The sequence below is a fragment of the Mesorhizobium sp. M1A.F.Ca.IN.020.04.1.1 genome (assembly GCF_003997315.1).
GTDB lineage: Bacteria > Pseudomonadota > Alphaproteobacteria > Rhizobiales > Rhizobiaceae > Mesorhizobium.
Genome location: NZ_RZSN01000024.1, coordinates 1 through 20717, shown reverse-complemented (window position 1 = coordinate 20717; position 20717 = coordinate 1). Strand labels below are relative to the sequence as shown.

Annotated in this window: 21 protein-coding genes and 1 pseudogene; 8 read left to right on the top strand and 14 right to left on the bottom strand. The window is 64.9% G+C overall.

Going from position 1 to position 20717, the window contains the following annotated elements:
- Positions 1–8 precede the first annotated feature (8 nt).
- Genes EOA49_RS08015 through EOA49_RS08005 form a run of 3 tightly spaced genes read right to left on the bottom strand, consistent with a single transcriptional unit; the run spans position 9 to position 2580 of the window.
- Positions 9–929 (bottom strand): ABC transporter ATP-binding protein, encoded by a 921-nt coding sequence (locus EOA49_RS08015; protein ID WP_127240171.1) that lies wholly within the window; start codon positions 927–929, stop codon positions 9–11.
- Complete coding sequence (locus EOA49_RS08010) at positions 926–1879, bottom strand: HlyD family efflux transporter periplasmic adaptor subunit (protein ID WP_095799517.1); 954 nt, start codon at positions 1877–1879, stop codon at positions 926–928. Before EOA49_RS08010 ends, EOA49_RS08015 begins: the two co-directional genes overlap by 4 nt.
- A complete protein-coding gene (locus tag EOA49_RS08005; RefSeq protein ID WP_067323437.1) occupies positions 1876–2580 on the bottom strand; it encodes a DUF1956 domain-containing protein in 705 nt (234 codons plus the stop codon). Before EOA49_RS08005 ends, EOA49_RS08010 begins: the two co-directional genes overlap by 4 nt.
- 90 nt (positions 2581–2670) lie before the next feature.
- Here EOA49_RS08005 and EOA49_RS08000 point away from each other — a divergent pair, with 90 nt between their 5' ends.
- Together EOA49_RS08000 and EOA49_RS07995 are read left to right on the top strand one after the other, a co-directional pair.
- Positions 2671–3144 (top strand): CYTH domain-containing protein, encoded by a 474-nt coding sequence (locus EOA49_RS08000; protein WP_095799515.1) that lies wholly within the window; start codon positions 2671–2673, stop codon positions 3142–3144.
- Positions 3141–4079 carry a CHAD domain-containing protein gene (locus tag EOA49_RS07995; RefSeq protein WP_127240170.1) on the top strand — a complete coding sequence of 313 codons (939 nt, stop codon included), beginning with the start codon at positions 3141–3143 and terminating at the stop codon, positions 4077–4079. Before EOA49_RS08000 ends, EOA49_RS07995 begins: the two co-directional genes overlap by 4 nt.
- A 3-nt stretch (positions 4080–4082) precedes the next feature.
- Here EOA49_RS07995 and EOA49_RS07990 read toward each other — a convergent pair whose 3' ends face one another.
- On the bottom strand, positions 4083–4877 hold the full coding sequence (locus EOA49_RS07990; RefSeq protein ID WP_067323428.1) for a helix-turn-helix transcriptional regulator: 795 nt from the start codon (positions 4875–4877) through the stop codon (positions 4083–4085).
- 112 nt (positions 4878–4989) lie between these two features.
- Between EOA49_RS07990 and EOA49_RS07985 the strand changes: the two genes are divergently transcribed.
- Positions 4990–5850: an ATP/GTP-binding protein gene (locus EOA49_RS07985; RefSeq protein ID WP_067323425.1), complete on the top strand. Its 861-nt coding sequence runs from the start codon at positions 4990–4992 to the stop codon at positions 5848–5850.
- Positions 5851–5956: 106 nt separating this feature from the next.
- Positions 5957–6886 (top strand): DMT family transporter, encoded by a 930-nt coding sequence (locus EOA49_RS07980; RefSeq protein ID WP_067323422.1) that lies wholly within the window; start codon positions 5957–5959, stop codon positions 6884–6886.
- A gap of 14 nt (positions 6887–6900) precedes the next feature.
- On the opposite strand, the gene EOA49_RS07975 is transcribed toward EOA49_RS07980, so the two are convergent.
- The 4 genes from EOA49_RS07975 to EOA49_RS07960 form a co-directional block, all read right to left on the bottom strand.
- On the bottom strand, positions 6901–8610 hold the full coding sequence (locus EOA49_RS07975) for a SulP family inorganic anion transporter (RefSeq protein WP_127240169.1): 1710 nt from the start codon (positions 8608–8610) through the stop codon (positions 6901–6903).
- 80 nt (positions 8611–8690) lie between these two features.
- A complete protein-coding gene (locus tag EOA49_RS07970) occupies positions 8691–8960 on the bottom strand; it encodes a helix-turn-helix transcriptional regulator (RefSeq protein WP_067323416.1) in 270 nt (89 codons plus the stop codon).
- Between the two features lie 94 nt (positions 8961–9054).
- The gene (locus EOA49_RS07965; protein ID WP_127240168.1) at positions 9055–9756 is read right to left on the bottom strand and encodes a phosphatase PAP2 family protein; all 702 of its coding nucleotides are present in this window, start codon (positions 9754–9756) and stop codon (positions 9055–9057) included.
- Positions 9757–9772: 16 nt separating this feature from the next.
- Complete coding sequence (locus EOA49_RS07960) at positions 9773–10111, bottom strand: hypothetical protein (RefSeq protein ID WP_067324604.1); 339 nt, start codon at positions 10109–10111, stop codon at positions 9773–9775.
- A gap of 349 nt (positions 10112–10460) precedes the next feature.
- On the opposite strand from EOA49_RS07960, the gene EOA49_RS07955 reads away from it, so the two are divergent.
- On the top strand, positions 10461–12455 hold the full coding sequence (locus EOA49_RS07955; protein ID WP_127243112.1) for a PhoX family phosphatase: 1995 nt from the start codon (positions 10461–10463) through the stop codon (positions 12453–12455).
- 61 nt (positions 12456–12516) lie between these two features.
- Here the strand turns inward: EOA49_RS07955 and EOA49_RS07950 are convergent, their stop codons facing one another.
- Both EOA49_RS07950 and EOA49_RS07945 read right to left on the bottom strand, forming a co-directional pair.
- Positions 12517–13197 (bottom strand): GNAT family N-acetyltransferase, encoded by a 681-nt coding sequence (locus EOA49_RS07950; RefSeq protein ID WP_127240346.1) that lies wholly within the window; start codon positions 13195–13197, stop codon positions 12517–12519.
- Positions 13194–13700: a MarR family transcriptional regulator gene (locus tag EOA49_RS07945; RefSeq protein WP_095825062.1), complete on the bottom strand. Its 507-nt coding sequence runs from the start codon at positions 13698–13700 to the stop codon at positions 13194–13196. The genes EOA49_RS07950 and EOA49_RS07945 overlap by 4 nt, the downstream gene beginning before the upstream one ends.
- A gap of 235 nt (positions 13701–13935) precedes the next feature.
- Here EOA49_RS07945 and EOA49_RS07940 point away from each other — a divergent pair, with 235 nt between their 5' ends.
- Positions 13936–14973, top strand: coding sequence for a phosphatidylglycerol lysyltransferase domain-containing protein (locus EOA49_RS07940; RefSeq protein WP_095825061.1), 1038 nt, complete (start codon positions 13936–13938; stop codon positions 14971–14973).
- 15 nt (positions 14974–14988) lie between these two features.
- Here the strand turns inward: EOA49_RS07940 and EOA49_RS07935 are convergent, their stop codons facing one another.
- Complete coding sequence (locus EOA49_RS07935) at positions 14989–15750, bottom strand: ABC transporter permease (protein ID WP_067003307.1); 762 nt, start codon at positions 15748–15750, stop codon at positions 14989–14991.
- Positions 15751–15764: 14 nt separating this feature from the next.
- Positions 15765–16691: an ABC transporter ATP-binding protein gene (locus tag EOA49_RS07930; RefSeq protein WP_127240348.1), complete on the bottom strand. Its 927-nt coding sequence runs from the start codon at positions 16689–16691 to the stop codon at positions 15765–15767.
- Positions 16692–16953: 262 nt separating this feature from the next.
- Here EOA49_RS07930 and EOA49_RS07925 point away from each other — a divergent pair, with 262 nt between their 5' ends.
- Together EOA49_RS07925 and EOA49_RS07920 are read left to right on the top strand one after the other, a co-directional pair.
- Positions 16954–18315 carry a cytochrome ubiquinol oxidase subunit I gene (locus EOA49_RS07925; RefSeq protein ID WP_067323393.1) on the top strand — a complete coding sequence of 454 codons (1362 nt, stop codon included), beginning with the start codon at positions 16954–16956 and terminating at the stop codon, positions 18313–18315.
- A gap of 145 nt (positions 18316–18460) precedes the next feature.
- Positions 18461–19465: a cytochrome d ubiquinol oxidase subunit II gene (locus tag EOA49_RS07920; protein WP_127240351.1), complete on the top strand. Its 1005-nt coding sequence runs from the start codon at positions 18461–18463 to the stop codon at positions 19463–19465.
- Positions 19466–19659: 194 nt separating this feature from the next.
- Here the strand turns inward: EOA49_RS07920 and msrA are convergent, their stop codons facing one another.
- Together msrA and EOA49_RS33380 are read right to left on the bottom strand one after the other, a co-directional pair.
- A complete protein-coding gene (gene msrA, locus EOA49_RS07915) occupies positions 19660–20388 on the bottom strand; it encodes a peptide-methionine (S)-S-oxide reductase MsrA (RefSeq protein ID WP_127213839.1) in 729 nt (242 codons plus the stop codon).
- Positions 20389–20508: 120 nt separating this feature from the next.
- Positions 20509–20717 (bottom strand): annotated as a pseudogene (locus tag EOA49_RS33380) (hypothetical protein); the annotation flags it as partial.

Below are 20717 nucleotides of genomic sequence, written 5' to 3'. Positions count from 1 at the left end.
GCCATCTCTCATGCCATGTTGTCCTTCGAGCCGGACATGAACTGGATGAAGACATCTTCCAGGCTGGTCTCGCCCGGCGCCACCGTCACCCCTTTGTGCTCCTTCTCGACATCGGCGAGCGCCTTTTCGAGGGCTGCCTTGTCGGAGCCGACGACATGCAGCGTGGCGCCGAACGGCGCCACCTGGTCGACGCCCGGACGCCCCTGCAGCGCCTCGGCCACGCGGTCGAGCCGCGGTCCCTGCAGCACGAAGGTGGTAAGGCCGGCATTCCTCACCACCTCGTCCACGGTGCCGGTGGCCAGCATCTTGCCGTAGGAGATGTAGCTGATGCGGTGGCAGCGCTCGGCCTCGTCCATGTAATGGGTGGAGACCAGCACGGTGAGCCCGCCGCTGGCCAGGCGGTGGATCTCGTCCCAGAACTCGCGCCGTGCCTTCGGGTCGACGCCAGCCGTCGGCTCGTCGAGCAGCAGCAGCTTCGGCTTGTGCATGATGCAGGCAGCGAGTGCCAGCCGCTGCTTCCAGCCGCCGGAAAGCGTGCCGGCGAGCTGGTTGCGGCGCGTCGTCAGGCCGAGTTCCTGCAGCGTTTGCGAGACATACTCCTTGACCGGCTTCAGCTGGTAGAGCCGCGCCACGAATTCGAGATTCTCGCCGATCGTCAGATCCTCGTAGAACGAGAATTTCTGCGTCATGTACCCGACTTCGCGTTTGATCTTGAGCGCGTCGGTAAGGATGTCGAAGCCGAGCACCGTGCCCTCGCCCGCATCCGGCGTCAAAAGCCCGCACATGATGCGGATGGTCGTCGTCTTGCCCGAGCCGTTCGGCCCGAGGAAACCGACGATCTCGCCCTCGGCGACCGCCATCGTGACATGGTCGACGACGGTCTTGTCGCCGAAGCGCTTGACCAACCCACGGACGTCGATGACGTTCATCTGTCAATATCCGCCAGGTCGACATCGACGATCTGGCCGGGCTGCAGCGGATGGGCATCGCCCTCCGGCCGCGCCTCGACGAGATAGACCAGCTTCTGCCGGTTCTCGAGCGAGTAGATCACCGGCGGGGTGAACTCGGGATCGGGCGACACATAGCTGACGCGTGCCTTCAAATCCGGCCCGCAGCCGTCGCAACGGACGCTGAGCAGGGTGCCGACCTTGACCGAGGAGAAGGCCGTCTCCGGCACATAGACGCTGAGTTTTACCGCGCCGTCGGGCAGCATCGAGATCACCGGCGCGGTCGGTCCGGCCGTATCGCCGGGATTGCGGATCACGTCGTCGATGCGGCCGGGCGAAGGCGCCGCCAGCACGCGCTTGGACAGGCGCCACTCGGCCTGCCCCAATTCCGATTGCGCCTGCTTGACCTGGTTCTCGGCAGCTCTGATCGTTTCGGCCCGCGCCGGCAGGCCGCCGACGGCAAGGTTCGCCTCCGCCTGGCCGACCTGCGCGTTGGCGGTCTCCAGCGAAGCCGAGGCCGTGTCGTAATCGGCCTGGGTGCCGGTGCCGCGCTTGTAGAGATCGCTGGCGCGGTCATATTTGCGTTTGGCGTCGGCAGCCTGCGCCTTCGCCATGTCCACCTGCGCCTTGAGCACGGCGATCTCTTCCGGCCGCTTGCCCACCTTGAGGTCGGCAAGCTGCGCCTGCGCTTGGGCGAGCGCGGCCTGGGCTTGCGCCACGGCGATCTTGGCATCGGCGCTTTCCAGCGTCACCACCGGCGCGCCCGACTCGACACGATCGCCGCGCTTGACCGTCACGGTCTCGACCTGCGCGACTTCGATCGGCGCCAGCAGCACATATTCGCCTTCGACATAGCCGACGGCAAGCGGGGCGGCCGGCGCGCAGGCGCCGAACAGCTGGGCCGCGAGCGGCAGCGAACAGAGTAAGCTCATGATTTGACCTTCCTGCCGGCGGCTGCGTCGCGCGCCGCCAGCATTGCCCTGAGGTTGTCGGTCGCGACCGCCACGACCTTGGCGGCCTCCTTGTCGCCGATCTCGCGCCAGCCCATCCTGCGCATCACCGCCTCGCGTCCGATGCGGAAATAGATGACCTGCCCGATGATGGTGAACACGGTGAGCCTGGTGGCCTCGCTCTCGGCCGGTTCGCCGGTCGCCTGCTCCCAGATCTGGCACAGCCGGCGATGCGTCGGTTCGAACACGCCGGCATAAATGCGGTCGAGCGCCGCCGTCGGGTGCGAGAGCTCGCGCAGTACGAATTGTACGATCTCGCCGGCCTGGGGACTTGCCACGACAAAGCCGACCATCCGCGCCAGCGCGGCAAAGAGCTGCGCCCGGGCGGCTTCCGGGCTCGAAGGGGCCGCCGGCTGGGGTGCGCCGAGCGCCTGGCCGGCGATCCCCTGGATGGTCTCGACGATGAAGTCGGCGGCGGCGGCGCGCAGCCCCTCCTTGCCGCCGAAATGATAGGCGATCGAGCCGATATTGGCCTTGGCCTCGGCCGCGATCTCGCGCGTCGAGGTGCCGTCGAAGCCCTGCCGGCCGAACAGCTTCAGCGCGGCCTGCACCAGCGCCGCGCGCGTTTGATCGGCGGGAGAGGCTTCGCGTTGCGGCCCTTTGGCGTTCGTTTGTTTGCTCATTGCACCAATTTAATCAATCGATTGATTAAAGTCAAATTGAATTCCAACGCGGCTTGCCATCTTCCTGCGGGCGGGCTTTAGTGCGCGGCCATGGGCAAGGAAGTCGAGCGCAAGTTCCTGGTCGCTGATCCCGCCTGGCGCAGCCTGGTCGAGGCGCATATCCGCATTCGTCAGTTCTACGTCGCCGCGCAGCCTGGACGCACGGTTCGCGTACGCATCAGCGACGGAGGCTCCGCCGCGCTGACGCTGAAGTTCGGCAACAAGGCGCGCGAGCGCGACGAATTCGAATATCCGATCCCGCTCGCCGAGGCCGAGGAATTGATGGCCTTCGCGATCGGGCGTGTCATCGAGAAGACACGTCACCATGTTAGGCACCGCGGCTTTCTCTATGAAGTCGATGTGTTCGGCGGAGTGCTCTCGGGGCTGGTGGTCGCGGAGTTGGAGACGCCGGAGGACGTGCCTGACGAAATGCTGCCCGACTGGCTCGGCCGCGAGGTCACCGGTGAGTCGAGGTTTTACAACGCGTCGCTGGCCCTCGGCGGGATTCCGGAGATAGCCGCATGAGCTTTCGCATCGATCCGCGCTTGCCGCTGACCGGCGAGGTCAGGCGCATATTGGCTGACGAGATCGGCAAGGCGCTTGGCCAACTCGAGACGGCGCGCGACAAGCCGGAGCAGGGACTGCACAAGTGCCGTAAGCGGCTTAAGGGCGTGCGCGCCTTGTTGCGCCTGGTTCGTTCCGGAGACGAACCGTTCTGCCAGACCGAGAACGAATGCTACAAGCAGGTGTCGGCGCTGCTTGCCGGCCCGCGCGAGGCGACCGCTCTCATCGAGACCATCGACCGTCTGGGCTCCGCTTTTCCGGATGAAACCGCGGCCGGTGAGCTCGGTCCCGTCCGCGAGCGGCTGGTGCTGCGCCAGCACGAGCTCCATGCCGGCCCCGGTCTCGACGCTGCCATAAACGCCGCGGTCGCTGCCTGCCGGGAAGGTCTGGAGCGTATCGACAGGCTGTCGCTCCCCGATCAGCCCGAGCAGGCGGCCGACATACTGGCCGAAGGCGCCCGCGCCGCCTTGCGGCGGGCGAAAAAGGCGCTGGATAAGGCGAGCTCGCGCGGCGAGGCCGATGACTTTCACGACCTGCGCAAGGCGTGCAAGACGCATTCGATGCATCTGTCGCTGCTCGGCCGCCTGTGGCCGGCGCCGATCAAGGCGCGCCGCAAGGCGGTTGACAAGCTTGGCGAACGGCTGGGCGAGCTGCATGACGTCTTCGTCATGCGCGCGCTGCTCGTCGCCGCTGGCGAGCCGCTCGGTCCGCCCGAAGACACCAAGCTTCTGCGCAAGCTGCTGAAGCGTGCGGAAAAAAGCCTCAGCAAGGCCTGTCTTGCCGATGCCGCCGAATTGTTCGGCGACAGCCCCAAGCGCTCGGCCAGAAAGCTCGCGCGCAAGGCTCGCGACGACCTCGCGCCGCCGCATGAGGAAGCCGGCCGGGTCGCGGCCTGACGCCTACGCCGGCAGCGGCCGCCTTGCTTTCGCCCCGGCATCCGTCCGAGCGCCGGCATCGCGCGGATGCGGTCCGATCGGCATGATCGCCGGAAACGGCGTCGCGCCGAAGGCGAAGGTCCATTTGTAGCCGATGAGCTGCTCTTCCGGCGTGGTGTGCTGGTCGTGATGGGCAAGCAGCCTGGCGCGCTCCGCCAGCTCCTCCGCCTCGCGCCGCACCATCTCCGCCGTTTCCGGCCGCATGCGCCGCGAGAAGCTGACGAAGGTCGCTTCGCGTTCCAGATGGGTTATCGCCCAGCCGACAAAATTCTTGTTGGTCGTCTCGAAATGCGGCCGCAGCGGCCCCTCGAAATCCCACTGGATCGGTGTCTCGACCAGCAATCTTGCCGACAGGCCGCGCCCGAGCGCCACCAGCCCAAGCTCTTCCAGGTCGCGCAGGTAGAGGAACATAGATGCTTCGCTGAGACCCTGTGAGCGCATGATGCCTTCTGGCGTGAATTTTTCGGACAGCATGATGAAGACGAAGAGCAGCGCCGGCCGCGCGGCGAGCTTCCGCTCGATCTCCGGCGCGACGTGGTTGGCCGGTCCCGGTCCCCGGTTCATCGAGCCCAGCACATTCTCCAGTTCCACGTCCGCAGCGGCGCAGATTTGTATCAGCCGATCGAGCTTGCAGTTGCGCTCATGGAAGATGCGCTTCACTGTCGGCTCGGAAACGCCCATGCGCTCGGCCAGCGCCTGGTAGGTCAGGCCCTTGGCCTTCAATGTCCGTTTCAGCGCCTCGAAGATCGGCCCGTTCATGGAATGCACCTCGTTTGCGCGAATTCGTATCGCTCCTCGATACTACGCTCGAACTGGCTTCCGGAAAAGTATCGAAAAACCTAGCTCTTGGCCGTCAACACAGGAGAGCATCATGAAAAACCTCATCGCTTCGACCTTTCTCGCCATCGCCGGCATCGCAACGGCTGCCACCGCCGAGGCCGGCGAGATCTGGCGCGCCGGCGGCTTCGAGCAGCCGGAATCGGCGCTGGTCGATGCCGCCAACAAGCGCATCGTCGTCTCCAACATCGTCGGCAATCCGGGCGAAGCTGATGGCAACGGCTATTTGTCGCTGCTGTCGCTGGACGGCAAGGTCATCAGCCGCCATTGGGTGGACGGCATGGACGCGCCCAAGGGCATGGCGATTGCCGGCGGCAAGCTCTACGCCGCCGACATCACCAAGGTGCGCGTCGTCGACCTCGCCAGCGGCAAGCTGGTCTCTACCATCGATGTGCCCGGCGCCGTCTTCCTCAACGATATGACCGCCGATGCCTCGGGCAAGGTCTATGTCACGGATATGCTCGCCGACACGATCTACCGTATCGACGGCGACAAACCGGAGCTGTTCATCAAGGATGCGCTGCTCGCCTCGCCCAATGGCGTCTTCGCCGATGGCGACCGGCTGATCGTCGCGTCCTGGGGCAGGGGCATCAAGCCCGATTTCAGCACGGCGGCGCCGGGCGGCCTGCTGGCCGTCGACCTCGCCAGCAAGAAGGTGACGCCGCTGCCGGGCGCGCAAAACTTTGCCGACCTCGACGGCGTCATCGCCATCGGCGACACGATCTATGCCACCGCCTACATGACCGGCACGCTCTATCGCTACAAGGGCGGCGGCGCGCCGGAAGCGATCGCCACTTTCAAGCCGGGCAGCGCCGATATCGGCACCGACGGCAACTCGACCATCTATGTTCCGCTGATGAACGAAGGCGCGGTCGCGGCGCTGAAGCTCGACTGAGGACGATTGCGGCGGGAACGAGGTCGATCGGGGCTGGACCGCCATATCGACGGGGCTGCCATCTGGTTCAGCCGCTCGCTCCGGGATATCCGGCAGCAACCGTCACATGGGCCAAGCCGTGAAGACATCCAGCCTGACCGGCGCCGCCGTGTCGCCAATGATCCCGGTGCTCGTATGCGCACTGGCGATCTTCCTTTTGTCCGGGATGGACGCGGCGATGAAGTCCCTGGTCATCGCGGTCGGTGTGTACAACACCGTGCTGTGGCGCAGCCTGGTCTCGACCTTGATCGCGGGCGCCGCCTGGTCGGCGGGGCCGCGCTCGAAGCCGGCTCTTCCGGTGCTGGGGCTGCATGCGCTGCGCGCCGCGGTCGTCGGCATCGTCCTGGTTTCGTTCTTTTGGGGTCTCGCCAGATTGCCGCTCGCCGAGGCGATCGGGCTCAGCTTTGTCGCGCCCCTGTTTGCGCTTTTTCTCGCAGCCTTGTTGCTGGGCGAGAGAATCCGGCGCCAGGCGGTGTGGGCGTCGCTGGCCGGCATCGCCGGCGTCGCGATCATTCTGGCCGGCCAGTTCGGGCAGGCCGGCCACTCGCAGGATGCGCTCCTGGGCACGGCCGCGGTGCTCGTATCGACTGTGTTCTATGGCTACAATCTGATCCTCGCGCGGCGGCAGGCGCTGTTGGCCAAGCCGGTCGAGATCATGCTGTTCCAGAACCTCTGCATCGCGGTCATCCTTGGTCTCGCCGCGCCGTGGCTCGCCGTCGCGCTGCCGAGTGACCTGTGGCTTCACCTGGTCGGGGTGGCGATGCTGTCGCTTGCCGGCCAATTCCTGATGAGTTGGGCCTACGCCCGCGCCGAAGCGCAATATCTCATCCCGACGGAATACTCGGCCTTCATCTGGGCGATCGCGCTCGGCTGGTTCTTCTTCGGCGAGGAGGTGGCCTGGACCACGCTGACCGGGGCTTGCCTGATCGTCGCCGGCTGCCTGATCGCGGCGCGCGCCAACCCGAAACTTGCCGAGCCGATCGAAGCGGCAGTTTGAGAGAACATGTCGCTCTACGCGGACTGCGATTGTGCTTTCAGCTGCGCCCGCGCGTCGCGAATCGAGGCGGCATAGGTGACCAGCGGCCGCTTGAGGCCGTGGTTGATCAGCATGCGCCTTGTCTGCGGCGCGGCACCCGCGATGATGAAGCGCACGCCGGCGCTTCCGGCCTTGTGCGCGGCGCCCTCGAGGACGTTTGCCGCCGTCGAGTCGAGGAACGGCACCGCCGAGCAATCGAGGATGAAATTCTTGCGCTGGTCTGCGATGCGGTCGAGCACGGCGCCGACGGTCGAGGCGGCACCGAAGAAGAAGGCCCCGGAGATTCGATAGATGACGGTATCGGCGTCGGCCGCCTGGCTTGAATCATAAGTGGCGGCGCGATCGGCGACGTCCTCCGGCACCAGCGGCAGATCGGCCTCGACGGCGATGGACTTGGCCATGCGATCGATGAACAGGATCGACCCGAGCGCGAAGCCGACGACGATGCCTTCCGTCAGATCGCGGAAGATGACGATCAGGAACGTCGCCATCAGCACCAGCGCGTCGCCACGCGAGGCTCTGAGCAGCGTGAGGAAAGCCTGCTTCTCGAACATGTTCCAGCACACGACGGCGAGTACGCCGGCCAATGCGGCGAGCGGGATGTAGCTGGCCAAGGGCGCCGCCGCCATCATCAGGACAAGCAGGATCGCCGAATGCAGCATGCCGGAGACGGGGCCATGCGCGCCGGCCCTCACGTTGGTGGCCGTGCGAGCGATCGTGCCGGTGGCACATATGCCGCCGAACAAGGCTGACGCGATGTTGGCGAAGCCTTGCGCCACCAGTTCGCAATTGGAGCGGTGCCGCCTTCCGCTCATGCCGTCTGCGACCACGGCCGAGAGCAGCGACTCGATCGCTCCGAGCAGCGCGAAGGCGATCGCGTCCGGCAGCACGTGGATCATCCTCTCCAAGCTGACCGGCGGCAGGGCTGGCCATTGCAGGTTCCGCGGGATGCCGCCATACCTCGTGCCGATCGTTTCCGCAGGCAGGGCGAACAGCGCCACGACCAGCGAGGCGACGCCGATGGCGATCAGCATCGCGGGCCATCTCGGCTGCCAGCGCCGCAAAAAGACAATGGTTAGGACAGTCAGCATCGCCACGAAGGTCGCGGCCGGACTGATCGTGCCGATCGCCTCGCCGATCACGGTCAGCTTCGGCACCAGCGGCCCGGGCTCCTTGCCGCCGAGTTTCAGCCCGAGCAGTTCGACGATCTGCCCGGAGAAGATGATGACCGCGATCCCGGCGGTAAAGCCGACGGTCACGGGATAGGGAATGAACTTGATGTAGGTGCCAAGCCTGAGGTAGCCGATGGCGAGCAGGAAGACGCCCGCCATCATCGTTGCGAGCAGCAGCCCGTCGACGCCGACGCGCGCCACCGTCGCCGCTACCAGCACGATGAAGGCGCCGGCCGGACCGCCGACCTGGAAGCGGCTGCCGCCAAGCGCGGAGATGATGAAGCCGCCAACGATCGAGGTGTAGAGGCCTCGCTCCGGCGTCACGCCGGACGCGATGGCGATCGCCATGCACAACGGCAGCGCCACGATGGCCACCGTCAACCCCGCGACGGCGTCAGCCCTGAAATGCGCCAGCGTGTAGCCTTCGCGCAGCACCGTGACCAGCTTGGGCGTGAACAGCTCGGCAAAGGACGGCCGCGCCTGGGGGTGGATTGACCGCCGGACCTGATCCATGGACTGCCTTCCGCTCCGTAAGGGCGCCGGGATCGTCGGCAGGGCTGTCGGCGGTCGCCGTCGCGACTTTCTTGTGCGGCTCAGCCTTGGGAGTTCTGCGGCGTGGCAGGCTTGAGACGCACGCCCCTGCCGCCGCGCTCGCTGGCCTGGTTCTCGCCGATCAGCTCCACCCCGGCCTCGTCGAGTCCCTGGATGACCTTCATCAGCGTATCGACCACGCCTCTGACGACACCTTCACTCGCTTCCATGCGTTGGATGGTCGGAAGCGAAACCCCGGCGCGCTCGGCGAGCGTTTTCTGGTCGATACCGGCCAACGCCCTCGCGGCGCGCATCTGCGCGGCAGTGATCATCGGCCAGAACCCCTGTCTGAGTCTGCAGTATCAATGGATAATCCAAAGATCATGATGTTTCAAGCATCATAACAAACAGTTGAAACATGAGTACTCATTCGCTGTCCGCCACCACTTTGCGCCGCTGCAGCAGGCGCGCTGCAAGCCAGCACAACATGGCCCAGGCAAAGCCGGCGCACCAGCCGGCAAGCACGTCGGACGGCCAATGCACGCCGAGATAGACGCGGCTGGTTCCGACCAGCACCGTGGTGAGCACGGCGAGGCCGAGCACGAAGATCTTCGTCCTGCGGTTCGGTAGGAAACGCGCGGCGAGCGAGCCCAGCGTGAGATAGGTCACCGCCGACAGCATCGCATGGCCGCTCGGAAAGGAGAGCGAGGTCTCGTTGACGAGATGCGAGACGAGATCGGGGCGGGGCCGGTCGACCTCGAACTTGAGCAGGCTGGACGCCGCCTGACCGCCCGCCACCGAAACGAACACGAACAGTGCGGTCGCCGGTCGGCGCATCAGCAGAAAATAGACGATCACCGCAGTCGTGATCAGCACCAGCACGCTGGTGCTGCCGAGCGCGGTGATATCGCGCACCGCGCCTTGCAGCCAAAGCGGACCGATCGGGCTGTCCGGCTGCCCGGCATGGCGGAAGGCGAGCAGGATTTCCGTGTCCAACGCATGCGGAGTCATGGCGCGCGCCACGCCCATGAGTTCCACCAGGCCCCATAGCCCGCAGGCGATGGCCAGCCCGGCCGCAAGCACCGGGAATTCTATTCTGTTGAGCAGCGCCTTGGCGGTCGATTTCATGCCGGGCCTGCTCCAATTACAGCCGCTGCATATAGGGTCCGAGCGTGATCAGCGCGACGGCCGCGATCGCCAGCACGACGCCTGTCGCTTGGAAAGTGTTGAGGCGCTCTCCAAAGAAGACCAGCGCCACGATATTGACTGAGACCAGCTGGATCACTGCCGACAGGCTGAACGACACCGACATGCCGAATTCGCGGATCAGCCTGAGCATGATCAGATTGCCGGCGGAATAGAGCGCCAGCGTCAGCACGATCTTGCCGAGACTCGGCGCCAATCCCCATTGTTTGGCCGCCATCGCGGCCAGCAGGAAAATCACAGTCGAAACGCCAAGCTGCGCCAGTCCCCAGAGACTCACGTTCATCCCTCCCGAAGCGGCCTTCGCCGCGCCGCTCGCCGCTTTTGTTTCCGAAGCGCGCGAAGCCGTCAAGCTGATGGCGTCGGGCAAGCTACGGTGCGACGGGATCGAAGGCGGAATCTCGCAAGGCAAGCCCCGCAGCCATGGTTGGCGTCCTTGCGCCGAGCGCGCTCGGGAGCCTGCTCGCCGTGTGTTGTGGGCCTCGTGTGGCGCCAATGCGTGGGCGAACAGTCATCAGCCGGCAAATTGGCATTGCTCAATGGGGCTGATGTCACGAAAATGTGATCGGGCGCCTATAGGGATCGACCGGTTACACGTTCCAGCCACCTCAAGAGCCAGAGGACAGCCCATGACCCAACCTGAGATTCGCTTCCGTACCAGCCAGCTTGAGGAGAATGACGGCCCGCCCGTCAATCCTACCGACAACCGCACGATGGGCGAGATCATCGCCGCGCGCTTCTCGCGCCGCGACTTCCTCAGGGGTTCGCTGGCTGTCTCGGCCATCGCCGCCACCGTGAGCCCGCTGGCGCTCGTCGCGGCAGACGAGGCGCGCGCCGCCGAGGTCTCGGCCTTCAAATTCGACGAGCTCGAGGCCGGCATCGACGACAAGCACCACGTCGCGCCGGGCTACGATGCCGACGTGCTCTTGCGCTGGGGCGACCCGCTCTTTACCGATTCGCCGGAATTCGACCCGGCAAAACAAACGGCCGGAGCCCAGGCAAGACAGTTCGGCTACAACAACGACTATATCGGTTATATCCCGATCGAGGGCTCGGACGAGCATGGCCTGCTGGTCGTCAACCACGAATACACCAACCCGCATCTGATGTTCCCCGGCATCGTCAAGATCGTCGACAAGGACGGCAAGAAGGCCGCCGAGGTGGCGCCGCTCAGCAAGGAGCAGGTCGATGTCGAAATGGCGGCGCACGGCGGCAGCATCGTCGAGATCCGCAAGGAGGGCGGCAAATGGCAGGTGGTGCGTGACGGCAAGCTCAACCGCCGCATCATGTCCACCACCGAAATGGCGCTGTCCGGTCCGGTAGCCGGCCATGATCGCGTCAAGACCAATGCCGACCCGTCTGGCACCAAGGTCTTCGGCACCCTCAACAACTGTGCCGGCGGCGTCACGCCCTGGGGCACCTATGTGATGGCCGAGGAGAACATCCACGGCTATTTCTCGGGCGAGTTGCCGGAAGGCCACAAGGAGGCCGCCAACTACAAGCGCCTCGGCATTCCGGAGGGCGCCTATGAATGGGGCGCGCATTACGATCGCTTCAACCTCGCGAAGGAACCGAACGAGCCCAACCGCTTCGGCTGGGTCGTCGAGGTCGACGTCAACGACCCGAATTCGGTGCCGAGGAAGCGAACCGCCATGGGTCGCTTCAAGCATGAGGGCGCCGAATCGATCGTCACCAAGGATGGCCGCGTCGCCTTCTATCTCGGCGACGACGAACGCTTCGACTATGTCTACAAATTCGTCACCAAAGGTACGTTCAATCCGAACGACCGCGCCGCCAACATGAACCTGCTCGACGAGGGCACGCTGCATGTTGCCAAATTCGCCGAGGACGGCTCGGTCGAATGGATGCCGATCGTGTTCGGCGAAGGTCCGCTGACGGCGGAAAACGGTTTCGCCAGCCAGGCCGACGTTCTGATCGAGACGCGTCGCGCCGCCGACCTGCTCGGCGCCACCAAGATGGATCGGCCGGAAGACATTCAGCCCAATGCCGGCAACGGCAAGGTCTATGTCATGCTGACCAACAATTTTAAGCGCAAGGCCGACCAGGTCGACGCCGCCAATCCGCGCGCGGCGAACGCCTTCGGCCACATCATCGAGATCGTCGAGGACGGCGGCGACTGCGCCGCCACCAAGGGCAAGTGGGACGTGCTGCTGAAGTGCGGCGATCCTTCGGTGGCCGATGTCGGCGCCACCTTCTCGACTGCCACCACCGCCAATGGCTGGTTCGGCATGCCGGACAATTGTGCCGTCGACTCGGCCGGCCGCCTGTGGGTCGCGACCGACGGTCAGGGCCCGAAGGCCACCGGCCGTACCGACGGCCTGTGGGCGGTCGACACCGAGGGCGCGGCGCGGGCGACCTCAAAGCTGTTCTTCCGCGTGCCGATCGGCGCCGAGATGTGCGGCCCGCTATTCGCGCCGGACGACCAGACCGCCTTCGTCGCCGTCCAGCATCCGGGCGATGGCGGCGAGGACTGGGAAGCTTTTGGCCGCCCCTCCTATTACGAGGATCCATCGACCCGGTGGCCGGACTTCAAGCCGGACATGCCGGTGCGTCCGGCGGTCGTTGCCATCACCAAGCAGGGCGGCGGCAAGATCGCGGTCTGATTGGCGACTCGCTTAAGCAGGGGAAGGGTTGCGGTGATCCGCGACCCTCCTCACCTTGCGATTACTCCACGCCTCGGACCACGGCCATGTTCAGGGTGGTTCTCAACCGGAAGCCGATAGCCTCGTAGAGGCCGATGGCCGGAGCATTGCTGTCATAGGCGTGCAGGTATGGAACCTCGCCCCGCGCCATGATCCGGTTCGCCACGAACAGCGACAGCAGCCTGGCAAGGCCGCCGCCGCGGAAATCCGGATGCGTGCACACGCCGCTGAGCTCGGAGTAGCCGGGCTGCTTCATGCGCTCGCCGGCCATCGCCGCGAGCCTGCCGTCTATCTTCACGCCCCAGAACTCGCCGAGGCTCAAGGCTTCGAGCGTGAACGGGCCGGGCTTGGTGAGCGATGCCAGAGCGAGCATCTCGGCCGCATCGTCCGGCGTCAGTCGCTGTACGCGCTCGTCGGAGACCGCCTCAAGCCGCTGCTCGGCAACCATCTGCACCAGGGACGCGGTCGAAACCGCGGCAAGTTCCGAAGGCAGAGCGATCGGGTCCGTCTGAACCAGGATGGCGCTTTCAAGCGGCGGGAGCAGCTTGCCCAGAGATTGTAGGCTTTCCGCATCGTCCGCGGCTGTGGCGGCGAAGGGAACGATCGAAGGCCGGTACCGCCGGGCGAGGGTATCGCCTTCCGCAAAGGCCTGGTGGCGCGTCGCCAACGCGCTCCAGATCGGACGGTCGAGAACATGTTTCATTGTGCGACGGCCTTGGGCGCGACTGCCTTGGCCTTGTCCGCCCGGCGGTCGAGCGGGGTCGCGGCCAATCGATCCTCGATGGCGGCGAGCTGGCCAAGCAGCGGCCCGGAGAGGTCCGCGCACAATTCCGCGACCGCGCCCTCGATGCGCGGCCAGACGTCGTGCTTCGCGGCATCGACCAGCCGCTGGCCGTCCGCGGAGAGGGAAACGATCCGGCGCCGCTGGTCGTCATCCGATTGTGCGACCTCGACCAGGCCGAGCTCGGTGAGCAGCGACACGGCCCGCGTCACGCCCGGCTGCGCGATGCCGAGCGACTGCGCCAGTTCGCCGACCGGCAGCGGCCCCAGCCTGTCGAGCGCGGCGAGCAGCGGATACTGACTCGACTGGATCCGCACATCCAGGCGATCGAGCACGCGCTGCGTGTCGGCCTGCAACTGCTCGCCAATGCGCTTCAGCCTGCTGCCGAGGCAGAGAAAGCCGAGGGACCTCAGAACATCTTCCATCGTCGAACTGCCGGAACGAAAAGGATAACATGATATATAATCTTGCATGGAAATTGGCAATATGGTTTCACGATGCAGCCGGAGCGCCGGCTTTGGCCGGTAGACATTCCCTCTTCATTCGCCGCCGATAGCATCCTATATGGCGCTGGCGCGACATGACCGATCCGTCGCGCCAAGGCGACTGATTCGAGGCCCGTGGGCTCCGGGTCTTTCTTCATCGGCATGCGGACGCTTGATGCCATCCCTGCGCATCCATATCGACAGGTTTCTTGACGGCGCGGCGCCCAAGGTGCCGCGGCGCGAGCTGACGCATCTCGAGCGCCTGGAGCTGGTGCGGCGCCATGGCGACTTCTCGCTCGCCTATTCCACCGCCGTGCAGCAGAAGCTGTCCTACTTCAGCGAAGGCGATGGCTACATCGCATTCGGCACCAAGATGAAGCACCATTTCGCGCTGGGCGATCCGGTCGTCGATCCGCCGGACCGGCCGGGCTACATCAAGCGCTTCGTCGAGGCCGCCGGCGGCCCCTGGTTCGTTCAGATAAGCGCCGCCACGGCAAAGGTGCTGGCCGGGTTCGGCTATCAGATCAATCGGCTGGGCGTCGACACAAGGCTGCAGCTGCCGGCGCATGATTTCTCCGGCAAGCGCAACGAGACCGTGCGCTATTCGGAGCGCTGGCTGGCGAAGAAGGGCTTCACCTTCGCCGAGGACAGGGCCAACATGCTGCTCGACGAGGTTTCCCGGCTGTCCGAGAATTGGCGCGGCGAGCGCATCGTCAAACGCTGGGAGATGGGCTTCCTCAACCGCCCTTTCGCCGACCATCTCGGCGCCGACATGCGCCGCTTCGTCCTTCACGGCCCGCAGGGTGAGCTCGTCGCCATCCTCGATTTCGATCCGCTGTTCAGCAATGGCGAGGTCATCGGCTATACCACCGCCTTCAAGCGCAAGCAGGTCGACGCCACGCCGCATGCCGAGATCGGCCTGACCAAATTCGCCGTCGATCGCTTTCGCGAGGAGGGCGTTTCGGTGGTCACGCTTGGCCTGTCGCCGCTGCTCGACGTCGAGCCGAGCGGCTTTGCCGAATCGAGCTTCTGGCGCAGCACCTTCCGGCGCGCCTACGAGTCGCCCTGGGTCAACCGCTCGCGCTTCAACCTGCAGGGCCAGGCCGCCTTCAAGCGCCGCTTCCACGGGCTGGAGGAGCCGACCTACATTGCCTTCCGCAAGGGAACGCTGATGGAGATGCTTGGACTGCTGCGGCTGATCAAGGCGATTTGAAGCAAGCCCTGTTCGTCAATTCCTCAGCCGATACCCGGTCCTGAAAATCCACGCCACGATTGCGATGCAGGCGGCCAGGAACACCAGCGTCATGCCGAGGCTGACGCCGACCGAGACGTCCGCTTTGCCGTAGAAACTCCAGCGGAACCCGCTGATCAGGTAGACGACCGGGTTGAACAGCGTGATCGTCTTCCAGATGCCGGGCAGCATATGGATCGAGTAGAAGCTGCCGCCAAGGAAGGTGAGCGGCGTGACGATCAGCAGCGGCACCAGCTGCAGCTGCTCGAAGGTCTTGGCCCAGATGCCGATGATGAAGCCGAACAGGCTGAAGGTCACCGCCGTCAGCACCAGGAAGGCGATCATCCAGAACGGGTGCTCGATCCTGAGCGGCACGAACAGCGCCGCGGTCGCCAAGATGATCAGCCCGAGCATGATCGATTTGGTCGCCGCGCCCCCGACATAGGCGATGATGATCTCGAGATAGGAGACCGGCGCCGACAAGAGCTCGTAGATCGAGCCGACGAATTTCGGGAAATAGATCGCGAACGACGCGTTCGAGATCGACTGCGTCAAAAGCGAAAGCATCATCAGCCCCGGCACGATGAAAGCGCCGTAGCTGATGCCGTCGATCTCGGTGATGCGCGAGCCGATCGCCGAGCCGAAGACGACGAAATAGAGCGATGTCGAGATCACCGGCGAGACGATGCTCTGCAGCACCGTGCGGAACGCACGCGCCATCTCCATCCGGTAGATCGCCCACACTGCACGAAGGTTCATGGCCGCGTGGCGGTTCATGGCTCTTGCCTCAGCAGATTGACGAAGATCTCTTCGAGCGTGCTGTTCTTGGTGTCGAGGTCGTGAAACTGAATGCCTGCGGCCTCGAGATCGCGGATCAGCGAGGCGACGCCCGGCCGGTCGCTCTGGCTGTCATAGGTGTAGGTGAGTTCGTTGCCGTCCGCCGACAGCTCCAGCGCATAGCGCGACAGGCCCTCGGGCAACGCGTCGAGCGGCGCGCGCAGCTCCAGCGTCATCTGCTTGCGGCCGAGCTTGCGCATCAACTCGGCCTTGCCTTCGACCAGGATGATCTCGCCGCGGTTGATGACGCCGACGCGGTCGGCCATGGCTTCGGCCTCCTCGATGTAATGCGTCGTCAGAATGATGGTGACGCCGTCCTCGCGCAGCCGCCTGACCATCGCCCACATGTCCTGGCGCAGCTCGACGTCGACGCCCGCCGTCGGCTCGTCGAGAAACAGCACGCGCGGTTCGTGCGACAGCGCCTTGGCAATCATCAGCCGGCGCTTCATGCCACCCGAAAGCGTAATGGCCTTGGCGTCCTTCTTGTCCCAAAGCGAGAGATCGCGCAGCACCTTCTCGACGAAAGCCTTGTCGGGCGCCTTGCCGAACAGGCCGCGGCTGTAGTTCACCGTCGCCCAGACCGTCTCGAAGGCGTCTATGGTGAGCTCCTGCGGCACCAGCCCGATCAGGCTGCGCGCCGCGCGGTAGTCCCTGCCGATATCATGACCATCGACGGTGACGCTGCCCGACGAGCGGTTGACGATGCCGCAGACGATCGAGATCAGCGTCGTCTTGCCGGCGCCGTTCGGCCCGAGCAGGGCGAAGATCTCGCCGCGCTCGATGTCGAGGTTGATTTCCTTCAGCGCCTTGAAACCGGTGGCATAGGTTTTCGTGACGCCGGAGATGGAGATGATGGGTGACATGCTGAAATATGGCCGGCTGGAAAACGTGACCTGATATAGGTCGGATGTCGTTTTATGCAAATCGGCAATCGACCGTGCTCCTGACAGTTCTCGACAGTCGCCGCCGCTCGCGGCCTCCCACGGCGCCGGCAAGCTGTCACGCGATGCGTGTGTCCATGACCGCCCGGCGCTGCGACAACGCGCCTCGCGTGACGCCGCGCCGCTTTGACCGATGCGTGTTCGAAGCCTATCCTTCAAGCCTGAATTGCAGCCGGAGCCCAGCATGGACCCGCTCATCCTGTCGCGCATCCAGTTCGGCGCGAATATCTCGTTCCATATTCTGTTTCCGGCGATCACCATTGCACTTGGCTGGGTGCTTCTCTTCTTCAAGCTCCGCTACAACGCGACCGGCGACTCGGCCTGGATGCGCGCGTATTTCACCTGGGTGAAGGTGTTCGCGCTGTCCTTCGCCATGGGCGTGGTTTCGGGCGTCACCATGAGCTTCCAGTTCGGCACCAACTGGCCGGGCTATATGGAAACGGTCGGCAACATCGCCGGCCCGCTGCTTGCCTATGAGGTGCTGACCGCCTTCTTTCTCGAGGCGGCCTTCCTCGGCATCATGCTGTTCGGCTTCCGCCGCGTCTCCAACCGCATCCACACGCTGGCGACCGTGCTGGTGGCGGGCGGCACCACGGTTTCCGCCTTCTGGATCATCGCGCTGAACTCCTGGATGCAGACGCCGGCCGGCTTCGAGATGATCGACGGCAAGGCGCATGCCCTCGACTGGTGGGCGGTCATCTTCAATCCGTCCATGCCCTACCGGCTGGTCCACATGCTGCTCGCCTCCGGGCTCACGGTCTCCTTCCTGATCGCCGGCTGCTCGGCGCTGCGCTACCTTTATGGCGACCGCTCAGAATCGATGTGGAAGGCGCTGCGCACCGGCGTCTTCGCCGCCGCCATCCTGATTCCGATCCAGATCTTTGCCGGCGACCAGCACGGCTTGAACACGCTCGAGCACCAGCCGCAGAAAATCGCCGCCATGGAGGCGAACTGGAACACCGGCGCCCACGTGCCGCTGGTGCTGTTCGCGCTGCCCGACGAGGCGGCCAAGGAAAACAGGTTCGAGCTCGCCATTCCCGACGGCGCCAGCCTCATCCTGCGCCACAGCACAAGCGGCGTCGTGCCCGGCCTCAACGACTATCCGGGCAACCACCCGCCGGTCTTCCCGGTGTTCTGGGGTTTCCGCGTCATGGTCGGCACCGGCATCCTGATGCTCATCGTCTCCTGGTCGGCAGCCTTCTTCCTCAAGCGTCGCCGCAACCTGCCTAAGCCGCTGGCCCTGATCATGGTGCCGATGGCGCTCTCCGGCTGGCTGGCGACGCTGGCCGGCTGGTACACGACCGAGATCGGCCGCCAGCCCTGGCTGGTCACCGGGATATTGAAGACAGCCGATGCCGTCGGCCCGGTCGCCGGCAGCCATGTCGCGCTGACCCTGGCCGTCTATCTCATCCTCTATGTGCTGCTCTTGATCGCCTATCTCGGCGTGCTGGTGCATCTCGCGCTGAAGGCGGCCAAGGAAGGCGACACCTCGCCGTTGCCCGGCGTCATGAACGCCGCGATGTCGCAGCCGGCCGCCGGAGAGTGAACATGCAGGAGCAAGACAAGCGGTACGGTCGGTTCGATGCGGGCCTTTCTTCTGAGGTCGGCGCTGTCACTCACCTGACCGCCGGCACGGGTGCTTCAAACAGTATGGCCGTCTGTCGGACCAATCTCGGTTGGAGGAAAGAAAGATGACCTTCGACTGGCCCACCGCGCTTCCGCTGATCTTCGCCGGCCTGATGGGCCTCGCCATCCTGATCTACGTCATTCTCGACGGTTTCGATCTCGGCATCGGCATCCTGTTCGCAGGCGCCGAAGATGCCGAGCAGGACACGATGATCGCCGCGATCGGCCCATTCTGGGACGCCAACGAGACCTGGCTGGTGCTGGCGGTCGGCCTCTTGCTGGTCGCGTTCCCGATGGCGCACGGCACCATCCTCACCGCGCTCTATATCCCGGTGTTCCTGCTGCTGGTCGGCCTGATCCTGCGCGGCGTTGCCTTCGATTTCCGCGCCAAGGTGCCGGCCGGCAAGAAGCACCGCTGGAACCGGATCTTCTTTTTGGGCTCCACCATGGCCTCGCTGGCGCAGGGCTATATGCTCGGCGTCTATGTGCTCGGCCTCGATGTCGGCATTGGCGGCATGGCCTTCGGCGCGCTGGTCGCGCTCTGCCTGTCGGCGGCCTACGCCGCCATGGGCTCGGCCTGGCTGATCTACAAGACCGAGGGCGACCTGCAAGGAAAGGCGGTGCGCTGGCTGCGCGTCACGCTGGTGCTGACGGCGCTCGGCATGGTCGCGGTCTCTTTGGCCACGCCCTTCGCCAGCCCGCGCATCTTCGACAGATGGTTCCTCTGGCCGGAGATCCTCTATCTGTCGCCGCTGCCGATCGTATCGGCGCTCTTGTTCCTGTGGCTGTGGCGGCAGACGTTTCATCTGCCCAAGCCCGACGACCGGCATGCGCTGCGGCCCTTCCTGACCCTGGCCGCCATCTTCGCGCTCGGCTTCGCCGGGCTCGCCTGGTCGTTCTATCCCTATGTCGTGCCCGACAGGCTGACGATCTGGCAGGCTGCCTCGGCGCCGGAGAGCCTGGCCTTCATCCTGGTCGGCACCGTCGTCGTGCTGCCGATCATTATTTTCTATTCGTTCTACGCCTATCGCGTGTTCGGCGGCAAGGCGACGGATCTGACCTACGATTGAGGAGAGGCGTTGGTGACGGCGTCTTTCTCCCCGTCACCATACGGGGAGAAATGCCCGGCAGGGCAATGAGGGGCAGCGCAAACCTGTCAAGCAAAGCGGCGGCCCGTTCCTGCAAATGCCGGCGCCGCCCCTCATCCGCCTGCCGGCACCTTCTCCCCGTATAGTGACGGGGAGAAGGCCTAAGATGGTCATCCTCAGCTCTTGCTACTTGCCAGCACCAGCACCGGCTTCTCGCTGTAGAGCGCGGGAAACAGCGCTTTCAAATTCTCGATCTTCGGCAGGTCGTTGTAGACGATATAGGGGTAGGTCGGGTTCAGCGTCAGGAAATCCTGATGGTAATCCTCGGCCGGATAAAAGGTCTTGCCGGTCTCCAGCGTCGTCACGATCGGCTTCGAAAACACCTTGGCCTTGTCGAGCTGGGCGATGTAGCTCTCGGCGATCTTCTTCTGCTCGTCGTTCTCGGCAAAGATCGTCGAGCGGTACTGCGTGCCCTGGTCCGGCCCCTGATAGTTGAGCTGCGTCGGATTGTGCGCGACCGAGAAATAGACCTGCAGCAACTGGCCATAGGTGACCTTCGACGGATCGTAGGTGATCTCGACCGATTCCGCATGGCCGGTGCGGCCGGTGCCGACGACCTCGTAGACGGCGTTCTCGGCGCTGCCGCCGGCGTAGCCGGAGACGGCCTTGCTGACGCCCTTGACGTGCTGGAACACGCCCTGCACGCCCCAAAAGCAGCCGCCGGCGAAGATCGCTTTCTCCGTGCCGCTGGCGGACTTTTCATCCAAAACCGGCGGCGGGATCACCACCGCGTCCTCGGCCGAACGCGCCGGCGTCTGCCAGAAGACGGCCGCGGCCGCCGTCAGCACCAGCGCTGCAAGCGGGGCCAGCGAGCGCCGCGCCGCCTTTTTTTCGATGCCGTTCATATCGGATCTCCTTGTTCGTTGTTCCATTATATACGATGCAAGCCGCCGCTGGTTTCTCACTTTGCCGTGCGGCGGCTTATGGCCGATGGCGATTGTTGCCAAGAGACCGGGGCCGCTGACTTATTGCGCCGGCGCCATCGCGTCGGCAGGCTTCATCGCATCCGTCGCGGGCTTCATCGCATCCGCGGGCTTCATGGCATCCGTGGCGGGTTTCATCGCCTGGGACGCCATCGCATCGGGCTTCATTTTATCCGCGGGCTTCATCGCGCCGGTCGGCATCATAGCATCGGTCGCCGGCTTCATGGCTTCGGTCGCCATCGCATTGGCTG

What these genes read in the sequence shown, in the direction of transcription:
- EOA49_RS07930 (WP_127240348.1), bottom strand. Translation starts at nt 16,691, where the DNA reads ATGTCACCCATCATCTCCATCTCCGGCGTCACGAAAACCTATGCCACC.
- EOA49_RS07965 (WP_127240168.1), bottom strand. Translation starts at nt 9,756, where the DNA reads ATGAAATCGACCGCCAAGGCGCTGCTCAACAGAATAGAATTCCCGGTG.
- EOA49_RS07955 (WP_127243112.1), top strand. Translation starts at nt 10,461, where the DNA reads ATGACCCAACCTGAGATTCGCTTCCGTACCAGCCAGCTTGAGGAGAAT.
- EOA49_RS07945 (WP_095825062.1), bottom strand. Translation starts at nt 13,700, where the DNA reads ATGGAAGATGTTCTGAGGTCCCTCGGCTTTCTCTGCCTCGGCAGCAGG.
- EOA49_RS07925 (WP_067323393.1), top strand. Translation starts at nt 16,954, where the DNA reads ATGGACCCGCTCATCCTGTCGCGCATCCAGTTCGGCGCGAATATCTCG.
- EOA49_RS08005 (WP_067323437.1), bottom strand. Translation starts at nt 2,580, where the DNA reads ATGAGCAAACAAACGAACGCCAAAGGGCCGCAACGCGAAGCCTCTCCC.
- EOA49_RS07985 (WP_067323425.1), top strand. Translation starts at nt 4,990, where the DNA reads ATGAAAAACCTCATCGCTTCGACCTTTCTCGCCATCGCCGGCATCGCA.
- EOA49_RS07980 (WP_067323422.1), top strand. Translation starts at nt 5,957, where the DNA reads ATGGGCCAAGCCGTGAAGACATCCAGCCTGACCGGCGCCGCCGTGTCG.
- EOA49_RS07975 (WP_127240169.1), bottom strand. Translation starts at nt 8,610, where the DNA reads ATGGATCAGGTCCGGCGGTCAATCCACCCCCAGGCGCGGCCGTCCTTT.
- EOA49_RS07990 (WP_067323428.1), bottom strand. Translation starts at nt 4,877, where the DNA reads ATGAACGGGCCGATCTTCGAGGCGCTGAAACGGACATTGAAGGCCAAG.
- EOA49_RS07995 (WP_127240170.1), top strand. Translation starts at nt 3,141, where the DNA reads ATGAGCTTTCGCATCGATCCGCGCTTGCCGCTGACCGGCGAGGTCAGG.
- EOA49_RS07950 (WP_127240346.1), bottom strand. Translation starts at nt 13,197, where the DNA reads ATGAAACATGTTCTCGACCGTCCGATCTGGAGCGCGTTGGCGACGCGC.
- EOA49_RS07935 (WP_067003307.1), bottom strand. Translation starts at nt 15,750, where the DNA reads ATGAACCTTCGTGCAGTGTGGGCGATCTACCGGATGGAGATGGCGCGT.
- EOA49_RS07940 (WP_095825061.1), top strand. Translation starts at nt 13,936, where the DNA reads ATGCCATCCCTGCGCATCCATATCGACAGGTTTCTTGACGGCGCGGCG.
- EOA49_RS07920 (WP_127240351.1), top strand. Translation starts at nt 18,461, where the DNA reads ATGACCTTCGACTGGCCCACCGCGCTTCCGCTGATCTTCGCCGGCCTG.
- EOA49_RS08010 (WP_095799517.1), bottom strand. Translation starts at nt 1,879, where the DNA reads ATGAGCTTACTCTGTTCGCTGCCGCTCGCGGCCCAGCTGTTCGGCGCC.
- EOA49_RS08000 (WP_095799515.1), top strand. Translation starts at nt 2,671, where the DNA reads ATGGGCAAGGAAGTCGAGCGCAAGTTCCTGGTCGCTGATCCCGCCTGG.
- EOA49_RS07970 (WP_067323416.1), bottom strand. Translation starts at nt 8,960, where the DNA reads ATGATCACTGCCGCGCAGATGCGCGCCGCGAGGGCGTTGGCCGGTATC.
- EOA49_RS08015 (WP_127240171.1), bottom strand. Translation starts at nt 929, where the DNA reads ATGAACGTCATCGACGTCCGTGGGTTGGTCAAGCGCTTCGGCGACAAG.
- msrA (WP_127213839.1), bottom strand. Translation starts at nt 20,388, where the DNA reads ATGAACGGCATCGAAAAAAAGGCGGCGCGGCGCTCGCTGGCCCCGCTT.